General features: G+C 62.5%; 11 protein-coding genes. 10 read left to right on the forward strand and 1 reads right to left on the reverse strand.

Annotated elements, in window-relative coordinates:
- Nucleotides 1-32 precede the first annotated feature (32 nt).
- The 10 genes from eat to ACVZUB_RS09075 all read left to right on the forward strand — a co-directional run bounded on the left by eat (nt 33) and on the right by ACVZUB_RS09075 (nt 13,651).
- Nucleotides 33-1,505, forward strand: coding sequence for an ethanolamine permease (gene eat / locus ACVZUB_RS09030; protein WP_003941913.1), 1,473 nt, complete (start codon nt 33-35; stop codon nt 1,503-1,505).
- On the forward strand, nt 1,502-2,926 hold the full coding sequence (locus ACVZUB_RS09035) for an ethanolamine ammonia-lyase subunit EutB (RefSeq protein WP_007730162.1): 1,425 nt from the start codon (nt 1,502-1,504) through the stop codon (nt 2,924-2,926). The genes eat and ACVZUB_RS09035 overlap by 4 nt, the downstream gene beginning before the upstream one ends.
- Nucleotides 2,923-3,696 carry an ethanolamine ammonia-lyase subunit EutC gene (gene eutC / locus ACVZUB_RS09040; RefSeq protein ID WP_058227511.1) on the forward strand — a complete coding sequence of 258 codons (774 nt, stop codon included), beginning with the start codon at nt 2,923-2,925 and terminating at the stop codon, nt 3,694-3,696. The genes ACVZUB_RS09035 and eutC overlap by 4 nt, the downstream gene beginning before the upstream one ends.
- Nucleotides 3,697-3,776: 80 nt before the next feature.
- Nucleotides 3,777-5,075: an HAD family hydrolase gene (locus tag ACVZUB_RS09045; RefSeq protein WP_054186892.1), complete on the forward strand. Its 1,299-nt coding sequence runs from the start codon at nt 3,777-3,779 to the stop codon at nt 5,073-5,075.
- Between the two features lie 142 nt (nt 5,076-5,217).
- Entirely contained in the window at nt 5,218-5,757 is a 540-nt protein-coding gene (locus tag ACVZUB_RS09050) for a hypothetical protein (protein ID WP_007730168.1), read from the forward strand.
- Between the two features lie 331 nt (nt 5,758-6,088).
- Nucleotides 6,089-7,366, forward strand: a complete 1,278-nt coding sequence (locus tag ACVZUB_RS09055; RefSeq protein ID WP_139799876.1) for an MFS transporter — start codon at nt 6,089-6,091, stop codon at nt 7,364-7,366.
- 207 nt (nt 7,367-7,573) lie between these two features.
- Nucleotides 7,574-9,211: an AMP-binding protein gene (locus ACVZUB_RS09060; RefSeq protein WP_039973143.1), complete on the forward strand. Its 1,638-nt coding sequence runs from the start codon at nt 7,574-7,576 to the stop codon at nt 9,209-9,211.
- Between the two features lie 4 nt (nt 9,212-9,215).
- Nucleotides 9,216-10,883, forward strand: a complete 1,668-nt coding sequence (locus ACVZUB_RS09065; protein WP_003942072.1) for a sigma-54-dependent Fis family transcriptional regulator — start codon at nt 9,216-9,218, stop codon at nt 10,881-10,883.
- Between the two features lie 108 nt (nt 10,884-10,991).
- The gene (locus tag ACVZUB_RS09070) at nt 10,992-12,491 is read left to right on the forward strand and encodes an aldehyde dehydrogenase family protein (RefSeq protein WP_019744236.1); all 1,500 of its coding nucleotides are present in this window, start codon (nt 10,992-10,994) and stop codon (nt 12,489-12,491) included.
- Nucleotides 12,492-12,538: 47 nt separating this feature from the next.
- A complete protein-coding gene (locus ACVZUB_RS09075) occupies nt 12,539-13,651 on the forward strand; it encodes an NDMA-dependent alcohol dehydrogenase (protein ID WP_003942086.1) in 1,113 nt (370 codons plus the stop codon).
- A gap of 55 nt (nt 13,652-13,706) precedes the next feature.
- Here ACVZUB_RS09075 and ACVZUB_RS09080 read toward each other — a convergent pair whose 3' ends face one another.
- Nucleotides 13,707-15,155 carry a zinc-binding metallopeptidase family protein gene (locus tag ACVZUB_RS09080; RefSeq protein ID WP_058227514.1) on the reverse strand — a complete coding sequence of 483 codons (1,449 nt, stop codon included), beginning with the start codon at nt 15,153-15,155 and terminating at the stop codon, nt 13,707-13,709.
- Nucleotides 15,156-15,243: the final 88 nt, after the last annotated feature.

Here is a 15,243-nt window from a genome sequence, read left to right on the forward strand (position 1 = left end):
GTGCGTCGTCTCATTCTTGACCGATTCAGAGGATGGACATGTCTCTTTCCGACCACGCAACCGGCAAAAACGCCGGTGCCGCGGGTGCACACCACGACGGCGCAGACTTCCATGCGGAAGACAATTCGTATCTGGAGAAACGAACACTCCGAAAGGGAACAGCAGGGTGGGTGCTGCTTGCGGGGTTGGGTGTCAGCTATGTGATTTCCGGTGACTACGCCGGCTGGAACAACGGTCTGGCCGAAGGTGGTTTCGGTGGCCTTCTCATCGCGGCGGTTGTCATCGCGGGTATGTACCTGGCGATGGTGCTCGGTATGGCCGAGATGTCGTCGGCACTTCCTGCCGCTGGTGGTGGATACACGTTTGCCAGACGGGCCATGGGGCCCTGGGGCGGATTTGCCACCGGCACAGCAATTCTCATCGAGTACTCGATAGCACCCGCAGCGATCGCGACCTTCATCGGTGCGTACGTCGAGTCCCTGAACCTGTTCGGGATCACCGACGGCTGGTGGGTGTACCTCGCGGTGTACGCGATCTTCATCGGCATTCACCTCACCGGCGCCGGTGAGGCACTCAAGGCGATGTTCATCATCACCGCCATTGCACTCGTCGGCCTGGTCGTGTTCGCGGTTTCGGCTGTCGGCCTTTTCGATTCGTCCAACCTCACCGATATCGCCGTCGACACCAGCGCAGTCGGATCGTCGTCGTTCCTGCCATTCGGTCTGCTCGGAATCTGGGCCGCCGTGCCCTTCGCGATCTGGTTCTTCCTTGCGGTCGAAGGTGTACCGCTGGCCGCCGAGGAAGCACGTGAGCCGGAGAAGAACGTCCCCCGCGGCATCATCATCAGCATGTTGATCCTGATCGTCACAGGCGCAACGGTTCTCTTCCTCGCCACCGGTGCGCTCGGCGCAGACGCCCTGTCCACCTCCGGAAATCCGCTCGTCGAGGCTCTGGGGGACAGCGGAGCGGCAAAGGCCGTCAACTACATCGGACTTGCCGGTCTGGTCGCGAGCTTCTTCTCGATCATGTACGCCTACTCACGCCAGACGTTTGCGCTCTCCCGCGCCGGCTACCTGCCGAAGAACCTGTCGGTGACCAACAAGCGCAAGGCCCCCACTCTCGCTCTCGTCGTACCCGGAATCATCGGCTTCGCGCTCTCACTCACCGGTGAAGGTGCAATGTTGCTCAACATGGCGGTGTTCGGCGCGGCAGTGAGCTACGTCCTGATGATGGTGAGTCACATCGTTCTTCGTAAGCGTGAGCCGAACATGCCGCGCCCGTACCGCACGCCCGGCGGTATCGCCACCACCTCGTTTGCGCTCGTGATCGCGGCAGTGTCGGTGGTGGCCACCTTCCTGGTCGATCCCGTTGCGGCATTGCTGACGTTGGTTGCCTTCGGAGTTCTGATGGCGTACTTCGGTCTCTACAGTCGTCACCACCTTGTTGCCAACTCGCCGGACGAGGAGTTTGCTGTACTTGCACAGGCGGAAGAAGAATTGGGATGAGTCGCGGGATGGCCAAGTATCACCAGCAGGTATCCGGAACCAACTACTCGTTCGACGGTCTCGTCGATCTGATGGCAAAAGCGACACCACTGCGGTCGGGTGACGAACTAGCCGGTTGCGCGGCAAGCTCCGACGCCGAACGTGCTGCTGCTCAATGGGTTCTGGCTGATCTTCCGTTGACGGTGTTCCTCGAAGATCTGGTGGTTCCGTACGAGGACGACGAGGTAACCAGGCTCATCATCGACAGCCACGATCGCCTGGCCTTTGCGCCGGTGGCCCACCTGACTGTCGGCGGACTACGAGACTGGTTGCTCGAGACCGCGTCGGCGCCGGAAGCTTCCGCACGGTTGTCCGCCGTAAGTCCCGGGCTCACCCCCGAGATGGTTGCGGCGGTCAGCAAGATCATGCGCAATCAGGACCTGATCGCTGTCGCCAAGGCCATCACGGTCACCGCGGGGTTCCGCACTACCATCGGACTGCCCGGCCGGCTGAGCACCCGACTCCAACCAAACCACCCGACAGACGATCCACGCGGCATCGCGGCGGCCACATTGGACGGTCTCCTGATGGGATGTGGCGACGCCGTCATCGGTATCAACCCGGCGACGGACTCACCCCAGGCCACCTCGGATCTGCTCCACCTGCTCGACGACATCCGTCAGCGATTCGAGATCCCGACTCAGTCGTGCGTGCTCTCGCACGTGACCACCACGATCGGACTGATCGAATCGGGGGTGCCGGTCGATCTTGTCTTCCAATCGATTGCCGGTACCGAAGGCGCCAATTCCGGTTTCGGAGTGAACATTCCGCTCCTGCGTGAGGGCAACGAGGCCGGGCGCTCCTTGAACCGCGGAACGGTCGGCAACAACGTCATGTACTTGGAGACGGGGCAGGGGTCCGCCCTCAGCTCAGGTGCCCACTACGGCACCGGCGGAGCCCCGGTCGATCAGCAGACACTCGAGACCAGGGCATACGCAGTGGCACGTGATCTCGAACCGCTGCTGGTCAACACCGTGGTCGGCTTCATCGGTCCCGAGTATCTCTACGACGGCAAGCAGATCATTCGCGCGGGCTTGGAGGATCACTTCTGCGGAAAACTCCTCGGGCTGCCGATGGGAGTGGACGTCTGCTACACCAACCACGCCGAAGCCGATCAAGACGACATGGACAACCTGCTCACCTTGCTGGGCGTCGCCGGCGCGGCGTTCGTGATCGCGGTGCCCGGCGCCGACGACGTGATGCTCGGCTATCAAAGTCTGGCGTTCCACGACGCGCTGTATGTGCGTAAGGTTCTCGGTTTGCAGCCCGCCCCGGAGTTCGAGACCTGGCTCCACAACTTGGGGATGACCGACGCAAACGGTCGGGTTCTTCCGATCGACGCCGAAATGTCGCCGTTGCGGGCTTTGACGGTGAACTCATGACCGAGGACCAGGCACCGATCCTCGATTTCTGGGGTCCACTGCGCAAGACCACACAATCGCGTATCGGGCTGGGGCGTGCCGGAGATTCGTTGCCCACCAAGCGGGTTCTCGAATTCAAGGCAGCTCACGCCGCAGCCCGCGACGCGGTCCACGAGCCACTCGACTCCGAGACGCTTGCCAGTCGGGTCGAAGGGGTGGGCATCGGGGCGCCGGTGGTGGTGGCGAGCAGCGTCTCCACCCGCAGTGAGTATCTCCGGAGACCCGACCTGGGGCGCCAGCCGGCTGACCTGAGCGCGATCAAGAGCTCCGACAAGGAAATCGGGTTCATCCTCGCCGACGGACTCTCCCCGCGAGCACTGATGGACCACGGCGAGCAACTATTGTCCGCGTTGGTCACGGTGTTGGGGGAGCGGTACTCGATTGCGCCGCCGGTGATCGCCACGAATGCCCGTGTGGCACTGGGTGATCACATCGCCGCCGCGATGGGAGTGCAGACGGCGATCGTCCTGATCGGCGAACGTCCAGGGCTCTCCGTTGCGGACAGCGTCGGGATCTATCTGACTCATCTTCCGCGCGTCGGTCGTACCGACGCGGATCGAAACTGCATTTCCAATGTCCACCCACCCGAGGGACTCGGATACGAGCAGGCTGCTCGTGTCGTCCTGGGATTGGTGACGGGAGCGCGCCAGTTGGGCCGCTCCGGCGTCGACCTCAAGGACACCTCTCGCGCCGACGCCGTTGCGTCGGGAGAAGTGCTGACGCTCGATTAATTGACAACTGCACGGCATACCCGGGTCGATCGACCCGGGTATGCCGTCGTACCCGAATCACGACGAAAACGAGGGAATCGATGTTCCGTTCGCTGCATGCCCGCGCCCTGTGTGCGTTGGCGGTAGGTAGTGTCCTGTTGAGTGCAACTGCATGTAGTTCGGCCGAGAGCGCCCCGAAAGAAGATGTGGCGCAGAGTGGTTCATCCTGTGCTGCGTTGGATCCCAGTCTGGCGTGGTACGGCGACAACCGTGTGAGGTTGGATGCCATGATGACGGAGTTCGGAACGTGTGGAGCTGCAGGTGATGTCGATGACGGAGCTCCGTTGGCGCTCTTCGACTGGGACAACACAGTTGTCAAGAACGACATCGGAAGCGCCACTGCATTCTGGATGATCAAGAACAACAAGGTGTTACAGCCCGCCGGAGCGGACTGGGCAACCACCAGTCGCTTCATGACTCCAGCCGGCGCTGCCGCACTTTCCGCCGCGTGTGGCTCGGAGACCGCCCCGGGTCAACCCTTGGTAACCAGTACCGACTTGGACTGCGCTGACGAGATCGTTGCGGTACTCGAGGAGAAGACTCGCGACGGACAGGTTGCATTCGACGGCTACGATCACCGCCGGACCAAGGCTGCATACGCGTGGGCGGTGCAGTTGATGGCAGGGCACACCGAGGACGAGATCACCGAGTACGCCCGCGCAGCGCGTGCCGAGAATCTCGCTGCTGCAGAAGGATCCGATCAGACCGTCGGTACCACGGAAGTCGACGGCTCGGTGCGTTACTACGCGCAAGTCGAAGATTTGGTGAAAACCCTCGGCGCTCATGGATTCGACGTGCGGATCATCTCCGCGTCGGCCGAACCGGTCGTTCGTGTCTGGTCGGAGCAGCTGGGATTGGATGCCGATCACGTGATGGGAGTTCGGCCGATCGTCGAGGGCGGCGTTCTGACGGGGCGCCTGCGGGGATGTGGTGGGGTTGCGGACGGTGACGACTCGGTCATTCCGTACATCGACGGGAAGCGGTGCCAGGTCAACGAGGTTGTCTACGGGGTTCAAGGGCCTACGGCGTTCGAGCAGTTGGCCGCCGATCGACGTCAGGTATTTGCTGCCGGTGATTCTGTCACCGACGTGACGTTCCTCGGAGATGCGACCGGTGCGCGCCTGGTGATCAACCGCAACAATCCCGAACTGATGTGCAATGCCTACGACAACAGTGACGGGAAATGGCTGGTCAACCCCATGTTCATCGAACCGAAGTCCCGGGCGGACGCTCCCTATCACTGCTCGACCGATGCTTACACCGACGCGGCCGGGGCAAAAGGTGCCGTGACCCGCGCAGACGGCAGCGTGATCCCCGATCAGGCCGATACCGTCGCGTGACGGTCGACTTGTCGCGGTGACTTCACAACGATCGATCGGGGTGTGATCTGATTCTGTCGAGCCCTTTGTCGGGCTGCGGAAACCCACGGGTGTCCGCTGTGATGCTGGAGCCGCAGAGGCGGCACGTGAGTAGGAGAAATCGATGGCCTTCGCTGGCAATGTGGACGAGTTGGCACTGCTCCAAGCAGTACGTCTCAAGGAGCGGGTCGGAGCGGTCGTCCTGGCCGAGCACCTGGGCGTCAGCTCGGCTTCCGGTCAAGCTGCGTACGACGCACTTGTCGCGCAGGGCAAAGCGGTCGAAGCGGAAAACGCCATCAGCCTGACCGAGAAAGGTTTGGCAGAACTCGAAGATCAGTTGGACGCCGAGCGCGTCTCGATCGACGAGGACTCCATCGGTGAGGTGTACGAGGCGTTCCTTCCCTTGGACGAGGAGTTCGCCGCGCTCATCGACGACGCAGATGCGGATTCCCTTGCAGAGTTGGATCGCCGGGCTGCAAACCTGTTCGACGATCTGTCGGCATTCGTTCCGCGGTTGTCTCGTTACCAGGATCTCTTCTCGGATGCTCTCGCGAAAGTGCAAGCGGGGGAGTCCAAGTGGATTTCCGAACCGATCATCGACTCCTACGCCACGGTGTGGGGCGAGATCCGTCAGGAACTGTTCGGGGCTGCCGGTAAGGCTTGATCCGTAGCGTTGCACCGTGACGCCGTTTTTCGAGGGCCGTCCGATTCGTGAGAACGAATCGGACGGCCTGCGGCATGTCGAGGGTCGTGAAACTCGTTACCATTGCATACAGGTGGTGACTGAGATCACTCCTACCCCCTTTCGGGGGTAGTGCGGGGGTGAGCCACATCACTACCTTTCCTCCTATCGACGGTGATGCCCACAGGGCGACACCACGGGACCACGGAGGAATCGAGTGACCACAGTCTCTCCCACAGGCGGCACCAGTGCCGCCGGCGCCGGGGGTGCGAGTGCCGCAGGTGCGACGCAGCCCCCGCAGAACACCACCAGTGTGCGGCGCGTCGCAATCGCGAGTTGCATCGGCACGACTATCGAGTTCTACGACTTCTTCATCTACGGAACCGCTGCGGCACTTGTCTTTCCGACGGTGTTCTTCCCCGCGCTCGGTGCCACTGCGGGAACTGTCGCATCGTTTGCGACTTTCGCAGTCGCATTCATCGCCCGGCCCGTCGGCGCAATGTTGTTCGGACACTTCGGTGATCGCATCGGTCGCAAGAAGACGCTGATCTCGACGCTCCTGCTCATGGGTATCTCGACGCTCCTGATCGGCTTGCTGCCGGGTGCTGCAACCATCGGTGTCGCGGCCCCGATCATCTTGGTGCTCTTGCGATTCGGCCAAGGTTTCGCGGTCGGTGGTGAGTGGGCAGGCGCAACCTTGCTCACGGCGGAATACGCTCCACCGGGCAAACGTGGTCTGTATGCGATGTTCCCGCAGCTCGGCCCTGCAATCGCCTTCGTTCTCTCGAGCAGTACCTTCCTCATCACCGGCGCAGTTCTCGGCGACACCAACCAGGCTTTCCTCGATTACGGCTGGCGTATCCCGTTCCTGTTCTCCATCGTGTTGGTCGGCATCGGCCTCTACATGCGGCTCGCTATCGAGGAGACTCCCGTCTTCAAGGCGGAGCAGGCAGAGCGCGTCGCGGAGCAGAAGAACGAAGCACCTCGCACCCTCCCGTTCCTGGATGCTTGGCGGTTCCAGACCAAGGAGATCCTGCTCTCGGCAGGCGCCCTGGCTTGCCTGTTCGCGTTTTTCTACATGGGCACGGCTTTCCTGACGAGCTACGGAACAAAGACCCTCGGCTTCTCCCGTCCGTTCGTCCTGTCGGTCGGTATCGCTTCCGCGGTTGTCTTCGGTGCGGCGATCGTCGTTTCCGCTCTGTACTCGGACCGCATCGGGCGCCGCAAGGTCATCATGATCTCGTGTGGTCTGGCCGTCGTCTGGGCGCTGGTGCTGTTCCCGCTCCTGGACACCGGAACACCGATCGCGTTCATCCTCGGAATGTTCGGCACGCTGATGATCTTCGGAATCGCGTACGGCCCCTGCGGTGCGCTGCTTCCGGAAATGTTCCAGACCCGCTACCGCTACACCGGTGCCGGCCTCGGCTACAACCTCGCCGGAGTGCTCGGCGGCGCAGTGCCGCCGCTGATCGCCGCACCGCTGGCCTCGGCCTACGGGAGTATGGCCATCGGAATCATGTTGGCAATCCTCGGTGTGGTGAGTCTGGTCTGCACCTGGGCGCTCGTCGAGACCAAGGACCACGCGCTGTAACCACTGTGCGCCTTTATTAACCGCCGGCGGTTAATAAAGGCGCACAGCAGGCGGGTGGGGTGTCCGGACTCTGAACAGTTACGGCCACCCCGCACCGGGAAGTATGTCGTGCATCACACCGAATCGAGTAAATTCGTAGATGAGAGGGTCCGCTGCGGCGGCCCCTCTCATAGGTGCCTGAACAGGTAACCGGAGAGGACAGAACACATGAGTACGCCGCTGCCCAGCTATACGTCCGGAGTATGGGACGGTCCGATGCTGGGCGACACCATCGGAGACAACCTCGATCGCACGGTTGCCGCACACGGCGACCGCGATGCGTTGATCGACCACGCCAGCGGTCGACGATGGACGTACCGGGAGTTCGCCGAGCAGGTGAACGGGCTCGCTGCCGGACTGCTTTCCCGTGGTGTGGGGAAGGGCGATCGGGTAGGAATCTGGGCTCCCAACTGTCCGGAATGGACGTTCACGCAATACGCGACGGCAAAGGTCGGCGCGATCCTGGTCAACATCAATCCGGCGTACCGCTCGCACGAGTTGCAGTACGTACTCGAGCAGGCCGGGATCTCGACGCTGGTGTCTGCGGCCAGCTTCAAGACCTCGGACTACGCGTCGATGATCGAGACGGTGCGGCCGCAGTGCCCGGATCTGACGTCGGTGCTCCTGCTCGGTTCACCCGAGTGGGACGCGGTGCTTGCAGACGGCTTGGCGGCGCAGGCAAGCGATCCGGCTCCGCTCGCCGCAGCCCAGGCCGCGTTGTCGGCCGACGACGCGATCAACATCCAATACACCTCGGGTACTACCGGTTTCCCGAAGGGCGCGACGCTCAGTCACCACAACATCCTCAACAACGGCTATTTCGTCGGCGAGTTGTGCCACTACAGCGAGGTCGATCGGGTGTGCATCCCGGTGCCGTTCTACCACTGTTTCGGCATGGTGATGGGCAACCTTGCGTGCACCAGTCACGGTGCTGCCATGGTCATTCCGGGTCCGGCTTTCGATCCGCGTGCTTCGCTCGAAGCCGTTCAGGCTGAAAAGTGCACGTCCCTCTACGGCGTTCCGACGATGTTCATCGCGGAGTTGGCGTTGCCTGACTTCGACAGCTTCGATCTGTCGTCCCTTCGCACCGGCATCATGGCGGGCTCGCCCTGCCCGGTCGAGGTGATGAAGCAGGTCATCGATCGCATGGGCATGTCGGAGGTGTCCATCTGCTACGGCATGACGGAGACCTCGCCGGTGTCGTTGCAGACCCGCTCGGACGATTCGATCGAGCAGCGCACCGAAACGGTCGGCCGGGTAGGGCCGCATCTCGAGATCAAGATCGTCGATCCGGCAACCGGATTGACGGTGCCCCGCGGCGAGCCGGGTGAACTGTGCACGCGTGGTTACTCGGTCATGCTCGGATACTGGGAGAACCCGGAGAAGACCGCCGAGGCGATCGACGCTGCCCGGTGGATGCACACCGGAGACATCGGAGTCATGGACGAGGCCGGATACGTCGCCATCACGGGACGCATCAAGGACATGGTCATCCGCGGTGGCGAGAACGTCTATCCGCGTGAGATCGAGGAGTTTCTCTACACCCACCCCGACATTCTCGATGCGCAGGTCATCGGCGTACCCGACGCAAAGTACGGCGAGGAATTGATGGTGTGGGTCCAGATGCGCGAAGGTGCAGACGATCTCGACGCCGATTCGGTCCGCGCGTTCTGCACCGGCAAGCTCGCGCACTACAAGATTCCGCGGTACGTCCATGTCGTCGACGAGTTCCCGATGACAGTCACGGGCAAGGTCCGCAAGATCGCGATGCGAGAACAGGCGATCGAATTGATCGGTCAGGCCTGAGAGTATGTCCGCGAACCCAGGGGAGCGTGAGCCGGTACGCCCCGAGATCGCGCTCTCCTGGAAGCGTTCTCGACTCAGTGGCCTCGACCCGTCGTCGGCCATCGCCGTGGACACCGAGGAGCAGGACGGTGAGTCTCGTTTGCTCCGGGCCGCCGCACCCGTGCTCGACGAAGTTTCGCAACAGATCGCGGGCACCGGTTTCTGCGTGCTGCTTGCCGATCGCGAATGCCGCGTGGTCGCTTCGGTGTACTCCGACAGTCGCGTCGAGCGAACGATCGAGCGGTTGGGTGTCGTCAACGGCTCACGCTTCGGTGAAGAGCACGCCGGCACCAACGCGCTTGGTACACCCCTCGAGGTCGGACGAAGCGTGGTGATCCACGGTGACGAGCATTTCCTCGACAGCCTCAAGGGTTTGAGCTGCTACGGACAGCCGATCCTGCATCCCGTCACACGTCGTGTCGAAGGCATTCTCGACATGACCGGCGTTGTCTCGCAGGCCAACCCACTGTTCGCGCCCTTCCTTGCACGTGCTGCAGCGGACATCGAGAAACGGCTGCTCGAAGGCTCGAAAGCATCGGAGCAGCGGCTGGTCGACGCATTCCAGCGAGTTTCACATCAGCGCCACATTGCCGTCGCGGCCATCGGCGACGACATCCTGCTGAGCAACCGAACCGCTTTGGATCTGCTCGACACCGCAGACCATGTATCGCTCCGTTCCTTGATTGCCGACCTGAATCCGGACCAATCACGATTGGTGACAGTCGAATTGGCGTCCGGCGCGCTGGCGCGAGTTCAAGCCGACCGGATTTCCGGGGCTGACGGTGGTGCGCTCTTCCTGGTCGAACCACTCCAACGGGAACGGGCACCGATCCGCAGAACGCACGAGCGGGCACCGTCTCCGGGCGAACGACTGCGGCGCGACCTGATGCGGGCGCGGGCAACCTCTGCCGCCGTGGCGATCTCGGGTGAAGCAGGATCCGGCCGAACCTCGGCAGCATCGGACGTAGTCGGCAGTGTCGATGCGAGTTGGCTCGATGCCACGCGAATCGCGTTCGACGGCCGTGAGCAGTGGGTCACCGATCTCGTGCGAGCGGCCCGTAAGCGTTCGGGCGTGGTCGTGATCGAACAGGTACAACTCCTTCCTGACTCGGTGTTGCCGCTGGTCGCAGACCTGATCGACGCCAGCGCCGAGGGGCCGAAAATCGTACTGACCAGCGGAGCGGCAGTTGATCTTCCGCCGACCATCGCCGCGCTGCTCTCACGATGCGCCTCCCGGGTTGTCATCACCCCACTGCGCGAGCGACAGGCTGAGATCGCCGAGTTGGCACAAGTCATGTTGGAGGGGATCTCACCAGAACTGAGATTGACCGCCAGCGCTGCCGAAGCACTCGCGGCGGCCAACTGGCCGGGCAACCTGGCCGAATTGCGCGTCGTGTTGAATCGCGCCTCGGATGAACGCTCGAGCAATCGCATCGACGTCGCTGATCTGCCCGAGGACTATCGCACCACGACCAAGGTGTCGCGGTTGGCAGGGCGGGAGAAAGCCGAGCGCCAGGCGATCATCGGAGCGTTGAAAGACTGCGGCGGCAACAAGGTTCACGCGTCGGCGCAACTCGGAATCAGCCGAAGCACTCTCTACACACGGATGCGGGCGCTCGACATCACTGTGTAGTTTGCTGTCCGACTTCAGTTGTACAAAGTTCGGACAGTTAGCACCCCTGGAAGCGCGGAAGTATGGCGTGCATCACATTCGCACCTCACTACTTCAGGGGAGTTTCCGATGACGGCAGTAGCCGAACACACCATCAGTTCCGCGGTACAGGGTTTCCTGAACGGACCGAAGAAGCTCTACATCGGCGGCGAATTCGTCGACGCCGCTTCGGGTCAGACCTTCGCGACGTACAACCCGGCTGACGGACAGAAGCTCGCAGACGTGGCACACGGTCAGGCCGAAGACATCGACCGCGCGGTACGTGCCGCTCGAACGGCTTTCGAGGACGGCCCCTGGTCACGTATGAAGGCAAACGAGCGCGAGCGGATGATCTGGCGCGTCGGCGACATTCTCAGTGCTCGTGCCGAGGAATTCGGTCAGCTCGAAGCTCTCGACAACGGCAAGTCCGTTGCCATCGCCACCGCCGTCGACGTGGCTTGGGCCGCAGACGTTTTCCGCTACTACGCGGGTTGGGCCACCAAGATCGAAGGCAGCACCGTCAACGTGTCGATGCCCTTCTCTCCGGGCGGCGAGTTCCACGCCTACACCCTGCGTGAGGCGATCGGCGTCTGTGGACTGATCGTGCCGTGGAACTTCCCGCTGCTGATGTCGTCGTGGAAGCTCGCCCCCGCGCTCGCCGCCGGCAACACGGTGATCCTCAAGCCCGCTGAGCAGACCCCGCTCACCGCACTGCTTCTCGCGGAGGTCTTCGAAGAAGCAGGCTTCCCGCCCGGCGTCGTCAACATCGTTCCCGGCTTCGGCGATGCAGGTGCTGCTCTGTCCGGCCACGACGACGTGGACAAGGTTGCGTTCACCGGTTCCACCGAGGTGGGTAAGAAGATCGTCGACGCCGCCAAGGGCAATCTGAAGAAGGTTACGCTCGAGCTCGGTGGCAAGAGCCCCAATATCGTGTTCGCCGACGCCGATTTCGATTCCGCGGTGGAGGGTTCGCTCAATGCGTGGCTGTTCAACCACGGACAGTGCTGCGTTGCGGGTACTCGTCTGTACGTCGAGGACACCATCTTCGAGAAGTTCACCGAGGCCGTCGCGCACGCAGCGAGCCAGGTCAAGATCGGACCCGGCCTCGATCCCACCACCCAGCTCGGACCGCTGGTCTCGCAGGAGCAGTTCGACAAGGTGACCGGCTACCTGCGTGAGGGAATCGCCGACGGCGCACGTGCACTGACGGGCGGCAACCGCTGGGGCGATCAGGGCTACTTCGTCGAGCCGACCGTCTTCGTTGACGTCAAGCCCGAATTCTCCATCGTTCAGGAGGAGATCTTCGGACCCGTCGTGGCGGCGCTGCCGTTCAATGCGGACGACGGACCGATCACTGCCGCAAACGATTCCATCTACGGCTTGGCCGCCGGCATCTGGACCCGGGACATTTCCAAGGCTCACCGCACGGCGAAGCGCTTGAAGGCCGGTTCGGTGTGGATTAACCAGTACAACGGCTTCGACACTGCAATGCCCTTCGGTGGATACAAGCAGTCCGGCTGGGGCCGCGAGCTCGGCGCTTCGGCTATCGATCTCTACACCCAGACCAAGGCCGTCAACATCGCTCTCTGACCGACCCCATCGCTCATTCTCTCGTCCGACAATCAAGGAGATCACCAGTGAAGACCAAAGCTGCTGTACTGCTCGAGCCCGGAAAGCCTTTCGAGATCATGGAACTCGACCTCGACGGCCCGGGTGTGGGTGAGGTACTGATCAAGTACACCGCTGCCGGACTGTGCCATTCGGATCTGCACCTGACCGACGGTGATCTCCCGCCGCGTTACCCGATCGTCGGCGGACACGAAGGCTCGGGCATCATCGAAGAGGTCGGCCCAGGCGTCACGAAGGTCAAGCCGGGCGACCATGTCGTGTGTAGCTTCATCCCCAACTGCGGCACCTGTCGCTACTGCTCGACCGGTCGCCAGAACCTCTGCGACATGGGTGCCACCATCCTCGAAGGCTCGATGCCCGACGGTTCCTTCCGTTTCCACGGCAACGGAATGGATTTCGGCGGAATGTGCATGTTGGGAACGTTCTCCGAGCGCGCCACCATTTCTCAGCACTCGGTAGTCAAGATCGACGACTGGCTTCCCTTGGAGACAGCGGTGGTCGTCGGCTGCGGCGTGCCTTCGGGTTGGGGAACGGCAGTAAATGCCGGTAACCTTCGCGCCGGTGACACCGCTGTGATCTACGGCATCGGTGGTCTCGGCATCAACGCCGTCCAGGGCGCCGTTTCGGCCGGCTGCAAGTACGTCGTTGTGGTCGATCCGGTTGCTCTCAAGCGTGAGACCGCACTGAAGTTCGGTGCAACCCATGCCTTTGCAGACGCCGAGAGCGCTGCTGCCAAGGTCAACGAGCTGACGTGGGGACAGGGTGCCGACGCTGCGCTCATCCTTGTCGGCACCGTCGACGAGGACGTGGTCAGTGCAGCGACGGCAGTGATCGGCAAGGGTGGCACCGTGGTGATCACGGGACTCGCCGACCCCGCCAAGCTGACCGTTCACGTGTCGGGTACCGACCTGACGCTGAATCAGAAGACGATCAAGGGCACGTTGTTCGGGTCCATGAATCCGCAGTACGACATCGTGCGACTGCTGCGTCTCTACGATGCCGGTCAGCTCAAGCTCGACGAACTGATCACCAACACCTACAGCCTCGAAGACGTCAACAAGGGCTACCAGGATCTACGTGACGGCAAGAACATCCGTGGCGTGATCATTCACGACAAGTAACCCCAAGTGCTGTGCGCCTTTATTAACCGCCCGCGGTTAATAAAGGCGCACAGCACTATTTCTTGGCTTTCGACAAAATCTGCATCAACTGAAGTAGCGCCGAGAACTTCGCGAACACCGAGCGCGAGACCACCGGACCGAAAGCCGCGGTGTCGGTTGCGTCGAAGGCGTCGAGCAGATCCCGAAAGCTTTCGATCTGCTTGATCATCGCGTCCAGGTCGACGTGCGTGACGGCGTCGGCTTCGCGCAGAGCGAGCAGGTACTGCGGCGCCGTCACCAAGGCGACCGCCGGGATCTTCCGCTCGAACAGTGGTTCGCCCTCACCGAAATGAATGACCGGTCCTGGCGCCACGATTCGGCGATCGCCCGCTCCAATGTCGCGCCACAGCGGTGCAACGATGTCGTGCACTTCCCGACTCGTCGCGTAGAGCAGTTCCGGTTCCGGAGTGGTCTCCAAGGCATAGCCGCCGGTCGAGTTGTCCTCGGTATCACCCAGTGCGCCGAGGTGCTCGATGGCGATCCCCGCTACGGCGCGCGCCTGACCGGCTTCGCCCTTCCACATCTCGGGGTGCGCTTCGAGCCAGGTGGACGTTGCCTGTCCGTGCTTGGACACCGCTGGAATACGAAGGTGGCCAGTCGTCAGGACAAAAACGTACGACCGTCGATGCGGCTGCGCCACGGCGTGCCGCGCCAACGCCAACATTCCCAGATGGCCGTTCTCCTCGACACCGTTGGTTCCGTCGCTGTGAGTGATGAGCAGAATCGTCTCTTCGGGTGAGGTTCCGGGGGACACCGCCCACACCGTGTCGGTCCGGGTGTCCGGATGCAGAGTCGCATCCAGTACCAGAGTCGCCAGCTGACCGGAGCGAGCTGCAGCGACAACCTTCGCGCCCTCGTCGCCGGCCACCCAGACGGCGGGGATGTCGTGATATGGCTGCGTGAACGGAAGATATTGTCCCAGTGCGTTGTCCGGAGCGATGTCACGCCACACCGCGATCACGCCGAGGACACCGGCCTTGCGGGCCTTGTCGAGCTTCGGGCCCAGAAGTGTTGCGGAGAGAACCGGATTTCGAAGTGTCTCGTCGGTGGCGATCGGGCCCCACTCGCTGACCAGTAGCTTGCGGGGGAGATCGATGTGCGGGACCTCGATCACTGCGATCGCGCCCTTGGCCGCCGACCACTTGGGGCGTCGCGCGCTGACGTAGACCAGGGGAGCGGAGATTCCCTGTGGCCCGGTCAATCCGGAGTAGGGGAATGCGGACGAAACTCTGATCGGTCCCGTCGGCAATTCGATGCGAAGTCCGTCAGGTGTCGCCGGCAGATCCCAGCGTTCGAAAGTGTGTGAATCACGCCGGACGTCGAGGCCCAGTTCGGTCAGTTCGTTCGCGACTTCTTCCACCACCTCGTGGTGTGCAGGAGAGCCCGTCAATCGTGGGCCCAGCGCGTCGAGTCGCTGTTGGCCGGCAAGGAGGAGATCGCGATCGACGGCCTGGCCGTGATTCATGGGATTGCCTTTCGTACTACGTGGCGTCTGCTCTGGCGAGGCGCCTGCCCGTGTCGTGTCCACGGTACCGAGCGGTCTGAAAACGGGA

Source organism: Rhodococcus sp. OS5 (genome assembly GCF_056837585.1).